Annotated in this window: 9 protein-coding genes; 3 read left to right on the top strand and 6 right to left on the bottom strand. The window is 67.1% G+C overall.

Annotation, left to right across the window (positions count from 1 at the left end):
• Positions 1-220: 220 nt before the first annotated feature.
• The 5 genes from ACQKDV_RS11750 to prfB all read right to left on the bottom strand — a co-directional run bounded on the left by ACQKDV_RS11750 (position 221) and on the right by prfB (position 6,553).
• Positions 221-1,291 (bottom strand): sensor domain-containing diguanylate cyclase, encoded by a 1,071-nt coding sequence (locus tag ACQKDV_RS11750; RefSeq protein WP_427783916.1) that lies wholly within the window; start codon positions 1,289-1,291, stop codon positions 221-223.
• A gap of 82 nt (positions 1,292-1,373) precedes the next feature.
• Complete coding sequence (locus ACQKDV_RS11745) at positions 1,374-2,096, bottom strand: pseudouridine synthase (RefSeq protein ID WP_427783915.1); 723 nt, start codon at positions 2,094-2,096, stop codon at positions 1,374-1,376.
• Between the two features lie 33 nt (positions 2,097-2,129).
• Positions 2,130-3,740: a sensor domain-containing diguanylate cyclase gene (locus ACQKDV_RS11740; RefSeq protein ID WP_427783922.1), complete on the bottom strand. Its 1,611-nt coding sequence runs from the start codon at positions 3,738-3,740 to the stop codon at positions 2,130-2,132.
• Positions 3,741-4,514: 774 nt separating this feature from the next.
• Positions 4,515-5,297 carry a helix-turn-helix transcriptional regulator gene (locus ACQKDV_RS11735; protein WP_427783914.1) on the bottom strand — a complete coding sequence of 261 codons (783 nt, stop codon included), beginning with the start codon at positions 5,295-5,297 and terminating at the stop codon, positions 4,515-4,517.
• A 130-nt stretch (positions 5,298-5,427) separates the two neighbouring features.
• Positions 5,428-6,553, bottom strand: a protein-coding gene (gene prfB, locus ACQKDV_RS11730; RefSeq protein WP_108765046.1) for a peptide chain release factor 2 whose coding sequence is annotated in 2 segments (ribosomal slippage) — positions 5,428-6,477 and positions 6,479-6,553 — 1,125 coding nt in all. Because the reading frame shifts where the segments join, the coding sequence is not laid out codon by codon here.
• Between the two features lie 182 nt (positions 6,554-6,735).
• Here prfB and ACQKDV_RS11725 point away from each other — a divergent pair.
• On the top strand, positions 6,736-7,476 hold the full coding sequence (locus tag ACQKDV_RS11725; protein WP_427783913.1) for a M48 family metallopeptidase: 741 nt from the start codon (positions 6,736-6,738) through the stop codon (positions 7,474-7,476).
• Between the two features lie 32 nt (positions 7,477-7,508).
• Here the strand turns inward: ACQKDV_RS11725 and ACQKDV_RS11720 are convergent, their stop codons facing one another.
• Positions 7,509-8,393 (bottom strand): LytTR family DNA-binding domain-containing protein, encoded by an 885-nt coding sequence (locus ACQKDV_RS11720; protein WP_427783912.1) that lies wholly within the window; start codon positions 8,391-8,393, stop codon positions 7,509-7,511.
• A gap of 153 nt (positions 8,394-8,546) precedes the next feature.
• On the opposite strand from ACQKDV_RS11720, the gene ACQKDV_RS11715 reads away from it, so the two are divergent.
• Entirely contained in the window at positions 8,547-9,755 is a 1,209-nt protein-coding gene (locus ACQKDV_RS11715) for an acyltransferase family protein (protein ID WP_427783911.1), read from the top strand.
• A gap of 9 nt (positions 9,756-9,764) precedes the next feature.
• Positions 9,765-10,727: a phosphatase PAP2 family protein gene (locus ACQKDV_RS11710; protein WP_427783910.1), complete on the top strand. Its 963-nt coding sequence runs from the start codon at positions 9,765-9,767 to the stop codon at positions 10,725-10,727.
• Positions 10,728-10,944: the final 217 nt, after the last annotated feature.

Here is a 10,944-nt window from a genome sequence, read left to right as displayed (position 1 = left end):
ACCTGGGAAGCAGACGCAGCCAAGCGTGGCTTGGCTCTACTGGGAAGCAGACGCAGCCAAGCGTGGCTTGGCTCTACTGGGAAGCAGACGCAGCCGAGCATGGCTCGGCTCTACTGGGAAGCAGACGCAGCCAAGCATGGCTCGGCTCTACTGGGAAGCAGACGCAGCCGAGCATGGCTCGGCTCTACAGAAAAGCAGAAGCAGTCGAGCAAGATCGACTCTACGGCGCCAGTTCCACCCGGTTGCGGCCGTTTCCCTTGGCGCGATACAACGCGGCATCGGCGCGAGCCAAGGCCTGGTCGGTGCTCTCGTCTGCCCGGTGCTGGGCCACGCCGATGCTGACCGCTACCGGGAAGCCCAGCGGAAGGTCGGCCACGGCCATGCGCAGGGACTCGCATTGCAGCTCGGCCGTGCGCAGGTCCACATCCGGCATCAACGCCACGAATTCCTCGCCGCCATAGCGCGCGGCCAGACCGCGGCCGGCAAAGTGTGAACGCAGCAGCGCGCCCAGTTCGGCCAGCACGCGGTCGCCAGTGGCATGGCCCTGGAAGTCGTTGATGTGCTTGAAATGGTCGATATCGATAAGGGCCACGCAGGTCTGTCGTGGCTGCCCATCGGCACTGACCACCGCATCCTGCAGCGCGGCGGCCATCGCACGCCGGTTCGGCAGGCCGGTCAGCGCATCGGTGCGGCTCTGCTCGGTCAGGTCGGCGTTCTGCGCCAGCAGCACGTCGTGGTACTCCGACAGCAGGCGCTCGTAGTCATCACGCTGCACCATGTGGTTCTGGATATCCAGCGCGAAGCGGCGCAGCTCCATCACCAGCATGACCTGGCGCGAGAGAGCGGCCAGCGCCTCGGCCTTGTCCGGCGCGAGGTGCTGCGGATTCGGGTCGAACACGCACAAGGTGCCCAGCGGCAGGCCGTCGCTGCTCAACAGCGGCGCACCGGCGTAGAAGCGCACGTGCGGGTCGCCGGTCACCACCGGGTTGTCGTGGAAGCGGACATCCTGCTGCGCATCCTCGACCACCATGATCTCGCGCGGCTGCAGGATGGCGTGGCCGCACATCGATTCGCTGCGCAGGTTCTCAGCGGCATCGATGCCCTGGACCGACTTGAACCACTGCCGTTCAACGTCGATCAGAGTAACGGCGGCCATCGTCGTGCCGCACACCGCCTTGGCGATGACGACCAGGTCATCGAAGGATTTCTCGCGCTCCGAGTCGAGGATGCGGTAGCGGTACAGCGCCTGCAGGCGGAGGGCTTCGTCTGCAGGCTTGTCGGGCTTGATCATGCAGCGTCACGTTCCGGCAGGTCACTGTCGAGTCTAGCGGAAGTCCACCAGCCGAGCGTGGGCTCGGCTCTACAGATGCGCGTTACCAGTCCTGCTGCTTCGGCAGCAGCCCGTGCAGTTCCTGCTCGGTCAGGTTGCGCCACTGGCCCGGCTTCAGCGCCCCGATCTTGATGTTGTCGATGCGCACGCGGCGCAGCTGGGTGACGCGGTAGCCGAAGGCCGCCGCCATCAGGCGGATCTGCCGGTTCAGGCCCTGCTCGAGGGTGATGCGGAAACCAAACTTGGCGATGCGCGAGGTGCGGCACGGCAGGGTCATCTGGTCGTGGATGCGCACGCCGCGGGCCATGCCACGCAGGAACTCGTCGGTGACCGGCTTGTTGACCGCCACCAGGTACTCCTTCTGATGGCCGTTCTCAGCCCGCAGGATCTGGTTGACGATGTCGCCGTTGCTGGTCATCAGGATCAGGCCCTCGGAATCCTTGTCCAGGCGACCGATCGGGAAGATGCGCTGTTCGTGGCCGACGAAGTCGACGATGTTGCCCTTGACCGAGCTTTCGGTGGTGCAGGTCACGCCCACCGGCTTGTTCAGCACGATGTAGACGTGGCGGCGGGCGCCGGGCTTGCGGGCCACGCGCACCTGCAACGGCTGGCCGTCGACCAGGACGGTATCGCCCTCGCCGACCACCGCGCCGGTACCGCCCGGGTGGCCGTTGACGGTGACCCGGCGGGCGGCGATCAGGCGATCGGCCTCGCGGCGGGAGCAGAAGCCGGTTTCGGCGATGTATTTGTTGAGTCGGGTGGTCATCGCCCTATTATCGGCCATCCCGCCCCGACCGGGTCACGCCGGCAGCAACGGATCGACGGTCTCGCCGTCAAATACCCGGTTGCGACCGCTGCGCTTGGCCACGTACATGGCATGGTCGGCCCGCCGCAGCAGCGCGGCCAGGTCATCCTCGCCCGGCCGCCACTGCGCCAGGCCGATGCTGGCCGTCACCTCCAGGCCTGGCACCTGCAGGTCCCGGCAGACGTCGGTGATGCGCTGGCGGAGCTGCTCCAGGCGGCTGGCGGCGAGGTCTCGCGGCATACCCGGCAGCAGCAGCAGGAACTCCTCCCCGCCCATGCGTACCACCTCGTCCTGGTGCCGCACGGCCGCACGCAGGGCCTGGGCCACGGCCACCAGCACCTGGTCCCCGACCGCGTGGCCGTGGCGGTCGTTGATGTCCTTGAACAGGTCGATGTCGAGGAAGCCGATCACCAGGGTGCCGCCTTCCCGCTGCATCCGCCGCAGCTGCTGGTCCAGCTGCTGCAGGCCGGCGCGGCGGTTGGGCAGGCCGGTCAGCATGTCGGTCTCGGCCAGCTGGCGCATCTCGTCGCGCTGCTGGCGCAGCCGCCCCAGGCGCTGGTTGAGCGCGTAAGCGGCCATCATCAGCAGCCAGGTGACGGCCAGCTGCAGCGCCTCCACCCGGTATTCGAACAGCCACTGCGCGCGGGTCGCATCGGCCACCACCAGCACCAGCATCGGCGACAGCGAGGCCAGCCCGGCCACGGCCCAGGCATCCCCGCGCACGCGCGCCCACACGCCCATGGCCAGCGACAGCAGGCAACCGCCGATGAAGCAGGCCTGCAGCACCCGCGCCACCACCGCCAGGCTTTCCCGCTGCAGCCACGGCACCAGCACGGCCACGCCCATCAGGCCCCACAGCATCATCAGCTGGGCCAGACGGGAACGCGGAAGCACGCGGTCCCCGCCGTTGAGCCGCCACAGCGCAGGCAGCACCAGAGCCAGAGTGGCTGCGGTCAGCGCCAGCAGCCACCAGGGACCGCGTTCGCCGATCGGCAGCCACGGTTCGGGGTAGCCGCTGAGGCCGCCGAGGATGGACTGCCACAGCACCAGCACCACGGTGGCGGCGATGTAGAACAGGAATATGCGGTCACGTGTGGTCAGGAAAGCCATCAGCGCCGACAGCGCCAAGGCGATGGCGACGGCGATGCACGCCGCGCGCACCAGCAGGCGCGCGGTGTCGTTCTGCTGCACGGGACTGGGTGCACCGAGCAGCAGCGTCGGCACCCAGCGCGCCTTCAGCGGGGTCTGCCAGGACACCACGAAGGGTTCGTGGCTGCCGGCAGGCGGGACAGCAACAATGCCGATGCCGGCACGGAAGCGCGAGTCGCGGGTACGCGCGTCGTGCATGTTGCCGCAGATCTCGCGGTCGCCGTGCTTGAGCTGCACTTCGCCAGCGAACACGTTGAACACATCCAGCGCCTGTGGCTCACCGGACCACCCCTCTGGCGGGGCTTCGACGGTGATCTGCTGGCGGTCGCCGGACAGCATCTGCGAGGTACAGGCGCGATGGGGCGTGGGTTCGTCGGTGGCGGCGCCGACCATCAGGTAATCGCGGCCGTTCTCGACCGTGCGCGCATGGCCCAGCCACGGCGTAGCCAGCACCATCAAAAGCGCGATCAGCACCGCCCCCGTTCCGTAACGCCACTGCCTGACGACCACGCTGGATCCTGTTCCTGCTCACGCCCGCGCCCGTTGCGCGTCGCCCCTGGCGGACATTATTGCAGTGGAATGGGCCTGGGATGTGTAGGCCAATGGTGGTAGGTGGGGTTGGTGTGGCAGGGCTTGCAGCCCTGCACCTGCTTGACGTCAACGTCAACGTCAAAAGCTTGCGATCCGAGGGTTGGCGGGGTGGGTCCGGTGGCAGGGGACGCTGCAAGTACGTCCCTGTAAGCTCGGTCGCCGCATCCATGCGGCTCACGCCCCTGCCACCGGACCCACCCCGCCTTCGACAGTTTCCCGCGGCTGTGGGGACGGCATTCTGCTCTGGTAGGTGTCGACCTTGGTCGACACGGATGAATTCATTCGATATCTGACAGAAAAATCGTGTCGACCAAGGTCGACACCTACCAACAGCCTCTCGAAGCCGACACAGTAGAGCCACGCCATGCGTGGATGAATTCATTCGATATCCGACAAATGTGCCGACCAACGGTCGGCACCCACCAACAGGCGCCAGCCAACTGTCGAAGGCGGGGCACTGTGGGTTTGCGGGGTGTGAGCCGCATGGATGCGGCGACCAAGGCTACATGGACGTACTTGCGCCGTCCCCGCAAAGCCACAGTGCCCCGCCATCCCACGGAATGCAGGCTTTTGCCGTTGCCGTTGCCGTTGCCGTTGCCGTCAGCAGGTGCAGGGCTGCAAGCCCTGCCTAACAACCCCCTACTTCCGCGGGAGGTAAGTCACCAGCGAGAGGTCATGCCGGCTCTCCGGCACCAGCGCCACGTACTGCAGGTCCAGCAGACCCCGCGTCGGATGGTCCAGCTTCTTCGCTCCCTCATCGAAACGACGCACGTCATGCTCCGGCCACCACAGCCGGAACTCATCACTATGTGCAGCAAGGTCCTCGACCAGCGCCAGGAACGGCGCCTTGTCCGGGGCCTGCGCCATCGCCGCACGGAACCCGGCCAGCAGGCCGCGGGTCATCTCTTCCCAGTTGAGAATGAGCGTGCGGTACGGCGGATACAGGAACATCAGCCGCAACGTGTTGCGCTCATGCGGTGGAAACTGGCTGTAATCCACGAAGAGGTCGGCAATGGCCGCGTTCCACGCCAGGATGTCGAACCGGGTGTTGCGCACATAGGCCGGGATCGGCTGCATCGCCTGCACCAGCTGGCGCAGGCCGTCGGTGACGCTCTCGTCCGGCGATTCCAGCGGCACGCCATATCCGGACAGCGCAAAGGCGTAGGCGCGCTCGTCACCGCTCAGGCGCAGCACCTTGGCCAGGCGCTCCAGCACTTCCGGCGAGGCACGCACTTCGCGGCCCTGTTCGATCCAGGTGTACCAGCTGACACTGACGCCGATGGCCAGCGCCACTTCCTCGCGCTTCAGCCCCGCGGTGCGCCTGCGCCCGGCCGGCAGGCCGAGCGTGGCGGGGTCGACACGGGCGCGGCAGGCTTTCAGGAAGCCGCCGAGTTCCTTTCGTTCACTCTCGCTGCGCATCATCGCTACCGCCGCACCCGTTGTTCTGCCAGTCCGCGAAAAGCAGCCAAGCATGGCTTGGCTCTACAGAAAGCCGGTTCAGCCGCCCCCGGCGTTGCGCACAAGGGCGATGATATCCGCGCAGGCGCGGGAATCAGGCATCGCTGCGCTTGGAACCCACCGCCAGGCCCGCCTTCAGGCTGGCCTCGACGAACTCGTCCAGGTCGCCGTCGAGCACCTTCTGCGTGTCCGAGCGCTCGATGCCGGTGCGCAGATCCTTGATGCGGCTCTGGTCGAGCACGTAGTTGCGGATCTGGCTGCCCCAGCCGATATCGGACTTGGTGGCTTCCACGGCGTCCTTCTCGGCGTTGCGCTTCTGGATCTCCAGCTCATACAGCTTGGCGGCCAGCATCTTCATCGCGTTGTCGCGGTTCTGGTGCTGGCTGCGGCCGGTCTGGCAGGCCACGACGATGTTGGTCGGGATGTGGGTGATACGCACCGCCGACTCGGTCTTGTTCACGTGCTGGCCACCGGCACCGGACGAACGGTACACGTCGGTCCGCAGGTCGGCCGGGTTGATGGTGATGTCGATGTTGTCATCGATTTCCGGCGACACGAATACCGAGGTGAAGCTGGTGTGGCGGCGATTGTCCGAATCGAACGGCGACTTGCGCACCAGGCGGTGCACGCCGGTTTCGGTCTTCAGCCAGCCATAGGCGTAATCGCCTTCCACGCGCAGCGTGGCCGACTTGATGCCGGCGACATCGCCACCGGAGACTTCCATCAGCTCGGTCTTCCAGCCGCGCGATTCGCACCAGCGCAGGTACATGCGCAGCAGGATTTCCGCCCAGTCCTGGGCTTCGGTACCACCGGCACCGGCCTGGATGTCGACGAAGGCGGCGGCATTGTCCATCTCGCCGGAGAACATGCGCTGGAACTCCAGCTTTTCCACGTGCGCCTGGTGCTTGTCCAGATCGGCGACCACGGCCAAAGCGGTATCTTCGTCCTGTTCGGATTCGGCCAGTTCCAGCAGTTCGGTCGCGTCGGTCAGGCCGTCCAGCACCGAGGCGATGCCGCCCACGGTCTTTTCCAGGCTGGAGCGTTCACGGCCCAGGTTCTGCGCGTACTCGGCATTGTTCCAGACGTCGGGGCTTTCCAGCTCCCGCGTTACTTCTTCAAGACGCTCTTTCTTGGCGTCGTAGTCAAAGATACCCCCTGAGCGACACCACGCGATCAGTCAGATCGGTGATGCGCTGGCGGACAGGATTCAGTTCGATCATGTCGGCGGTTATGCACTAAATAGATGACTGCGCATGATACCGCAGCCTGGGGGGCGCCGGCGAGGCAGGCCGGGGGGCTGGCCGGCCTACTGCACATCCGGCCACACGATCCCGGTAGACTTCCCGACCGCCGCGGGAACAGGGGCCACGCGGACCATTCCAACCCAAGGAGCACCATTTCAATGACGATCATCCGTTCCACCCTGTGCCTGGCCGCCTGCCTGCTGGCCGCCAATGCCTCGGCCATCGACCTGAAGGGCCTGTCCAGCACCGGCCTGAAGGCCGGCAAGGCGCTGACCCTGTCCGACGCCGACGTTTCGCAGGCCGCCGACCAGGCCTGCGCGTACATGGACCAGGAAAACCAGGTGGTGACCGGCAACGATCCCTATGCCCAGCGCCTGGCGAAGATCACCCAGGGCCTGGCCAATGAGGACGGCCTGAACCTGAACTTCAAGGTCTACCGCACTGCCGACGTCAATGCCTGGGCCATGGCCAATGGCTGCGTGCGCGTCTACACCGGCCTGATGGACATGGCCAGCGACGACGAGATCCGCGGTGTCATCGGCCACGAAATCGGTCACGTGAAGCTGGGCCACAGCAAGTCCAGGATGCGTACCGCGCTGCTGACCTCGGCCGGCCGCGATGGCCTGGCGGCGTCCGGCAACGGCAACCTGACCCAGCTCAGCCAGGGCCAGCTCGGCGAACTCGGTGAGAGCTTCATCAACGCGCAGTTCTCGCAGAAGGAAGAGAGCGCGGCCGACGAGTACGGCTACCAGTTCATGAAGCGCCACAAGCATGATCCTGCCGCGCTGGCCAGCATGTTCCGCAAGCTGTCCAGCAAGGGCGGCCTGATGTCCTCTCACCCGGGCTCGGAAGCCCGCGCCGCGCGCATCGACAGCATGATCAAGAAAGACGCCAAGTAAACCCGCGCGGGCGGGCTCCAGGGCCCGCCCGTTCAGACCCCCGCCAGGGCCTGCCGCAACGCAGGCAGCTGCCGCCGGCTGCAGGGCACCCTGGCCCCGTCGGCCATGTGCAGCAGAGCTTCGCCGCCATCGAGCGGCTCAATCGAGCGCAGCTGGTCGCGGTGGATCAGCCAGCTGCGGTGCGGGCGCAGGAAGACCGCCGGGTCCAAGCGCTGTTCCAGCGCCGCCATGGTGATCCGCAGCGGATAGTCGTGGCCACGCACCCGCAGGTTCACGTAGTTGCCGGCGGCCTGCGCGTACTCCACATCGGCGGTCGCCACCAGGAACTCCTTGCCCAGCTTGCGCACCAGGAAGTGCTGCGGGCGCTCGACCGGCTCGACCGGCGGGCCGTCGTCGGGCTCGGCCAGCAGGTGCGCCTCGCCCTGCCGCTGGCGGCCGAACCAGGCCACCGCGTGCACGGCGATCACCAGCAGGCTGTACGTCTGCACGTCCTTGAAGAATTCGTAGAACCACTGCGCCGGCCAGTCACCATAGGTGTAGTGCTGGCCGACCAGGGCGAAGGCCAGCTTGCGCAGCACCACCATCACGCTGACGTGCAGCAGCCACCAGGCAATGCCTCCAAGTACATAGAAGCCGATCCGGCGCCGCCAGGTATCGGCATGCAGCGGCCAGCGCCGCGTGGCGGCATGCAGCACGACCAGCAGGCCCAAGGTCGCCAGCGCGCTGCTGAACTCTTCGATCGAGGTGCCCAGCGCGGCGAACCGCTGCCCGTCCCGCCAGGCCCGCATCCCATGCGCCAGTACATTGCCTGCCGCCGTGGACAGGAACAGCAGAGACCAGAACGCGGCGGCATTCATCGCGCGGGGCCGCGCAACAGTGACAGAAGCGGCGATGACCGCCGGATATCCCTTTTCCATCCGCCCATTGTTGCCCATCCACACCGGAACGCATCCGCCATTGGTCCCAGCCCCCCCGCCGTTGGCCCCTGCGCTGCGCCCATTGCGCCCCGTCCGCTGGCGCCCGGACCTTGGCAGGCGGAGGCTGCAGCGTCCTCCTGACAACCGCCAACCATGCACCGTCGCCACGACCTGGACACACTGCGCATCGCCGCCTTTGCGCTGTTGATTCCCTACCACGCCGCCATGGCCTATGTGGCCGGCTGGGATTTCCATCTCAAGAGCGCCTACACCGCCGAGTGGCTGCAATGGCCGATGATCGCGATGAACCGTTGGCGGATGCCGCTGCTGTTCGCCATCAGCGGCATCGCCCTGGGGCTGTCACTGCCCGACCATGGCCGGCTGCGGCATACCCTGCGTCGTTGCTGGCGCCTGCAGCTGCCCCTGATGTTCGGCATCGTCGCGGTCGTGTCCCTGCAGGCCTACTGCGAGGCGCTGGACAAGGGCGACGCGGCGCCGGGGCTGGCCCGCTTCCTGTGGCGCTACTGGCAGTTCCGGCCCTGGCCCGGCGCACACTTCACGGGTGCCGAGTACGGCTTCACCTGGAACCACCTCTGGTACTTGGCTTACCTGCTGCCCTACACCGCGCTGGCCGTGGCGCTGGCCAGCCTGCTGCGGCCACTGCGCGGAGCGCTGCCTCGCTGGCAGCCGGGTGACCGCGTGCTGGGCGGCCTGCTGCTGGTGCTGCCGGTCGCGTGGCTGGCCTGGGCGCTGCTGGTGTTGATGCCACGCTGGCCGCCCACCCACGCCCTGTTGAACGACGTCTACGTGCACGCTGAATCGCTGCCCCTGTTCCTCGGCGGATTTCTTGCGGCCCGCTGGCAGCGCGGGTGGGACCTGCTGGTGCGCGGACGTCGCCTGACCCTGGCCCTGGCCCTGATCGGGCTGTGCGTGGAGCTGGGCATCCGTGCGCTGGCGCGGTTGCCGGACGTGGGCGACCTGGATGCCTGGGTGTTGGCGCTGCCGTGGGGCCAGACCGAACGCATCGGCCGCGCGCTCTACACGTGGTGCATGCTGCTGGCCTTGTTTGGTTGGGCGCGGGTACTGCTGTCGCGGCCGTGGCCGGGCCTGGCTTATTGCCGGGAGGCCGTTTTCAGCTGGTACATCCTGCACCAGACCGTGCTGATCGTGCTCCTGTATGCGTTGCGTCCGTTGCAGCTGGGTCCCTGGCTTGAGCCTGCGCTGCTTGTGGCCGGCACCTTTGGCGGCTGCCTGCTCATCCACGAACTGCTCATCCGCCGCGTGCGCTGGCTGCGCCCCCTGTTCGGCCTGCGTGCCGATCCGCTATCGTCGGCGCCTGCCCGCGTCGCGACGGCGCATTGAGGACAACGGATGTTCCAGACACATTGGCACCTGTGGTTGCAGCACACTCTCGACAGCGGCTGGGTTCTGTCGCTGATGCAGTTCATCAGCCTGCTCGGCTACGAGATGGCCTATACCGCGCTGATCCTGGTGTGCGCCTTCGGGGCACGACTGCGCGCCGGTCTCTGCGTGATGCTGGCAGTGCTGCTGATGGCCTGTGCCACGCATGCGATCAAACAGAGCGCCGCCCTGCCCCGCCCTTCCGACGTGGATGCGGCGGTGCTGGACAAGGGCGAGCCATCCCATCCATTCGTGGTGGATGGCGGCGGCCGCACGTTCTGGGCACTGCCCGACGCGCAGGCCACGGCGATGCTGAGAGCGCAGACGCACGCCGACTACGGCTTCAACAGTGGCCATGTAGGCATCACGACGGCCGCGTGCGTGGGTCTGCTGCTGGCCTTTGGCATCCGCCGCCGCTGGCTGCGATGGACGCTGGCGTTGGGCTGGCCGCTGCTGATGGCCATCTCGCGCATGTACCTGGGCCGGCACTTCCTGGCCGATGTGCTGGCCGGCTGGGTGATCGGCATCGGTGTGGCCGGGCTGGCCTGGCAGATGATGCCGGGGCTGCACGCTGCGCGACGCTGGCAGTTGCCGGTTCTGATGGGTTTGGGCGTAACGCTGGCAGGGGCCTCGCTATGGACACCCCTGGTGCCCCTCGGTGAAGCCGCGCGCCTGTTGGCGCTCGCCCTGCTGGTGGCATGGCTGCAGTGGCGCGGCTGGCCGGCCGATCCGCAGAACATCGTGCAACGGGTGCTGCGCGTGCTGGGCGTGGTGGTGGTGTACCTGCTGGCGCGGCCGGTCATTGATTGGCTGGCGGACACGATTCCTCTGCCGGATGCGCCGATGACCGGGCTGCTGTGGCATACCGTCGGGACATTGCTGATCCTTGGCGGCGGCGTGGCGCTGGCGCGGTGGATTCCGCGCCAGCAGTAGATCCACGCCATGCGTGGATGAGCACCTGCGCAGTGCGGACCAACGGTCCGCACCCACCGGCCACAGTAGATCCACGCCATGCGTGGATGAGCACCTGCGCAGTGCGGACCAACGCTCCGCACCCACCGGCCACGGTAGATCCACGCCATGCGTGGATGAGCGCCTGCGCAGTGCGGACCAACGGTCCGCACCCACCGGCCACAGTAGATCCACGCCA

Source organism: Stenotrophomonas sp. NPDC077659 (genome assembly GCF_050268705.1).
In the GTDB taxonomy this organism is placed as follows: Bacteria; Pseudomonadota; Gammaproteobacteria; order Xanthomonadales; family Xanthomonadaceae; genus Stenotrophomonas.
This window is presented reverse-complemented; position numbering and strand designations above follow the sequence as displayed.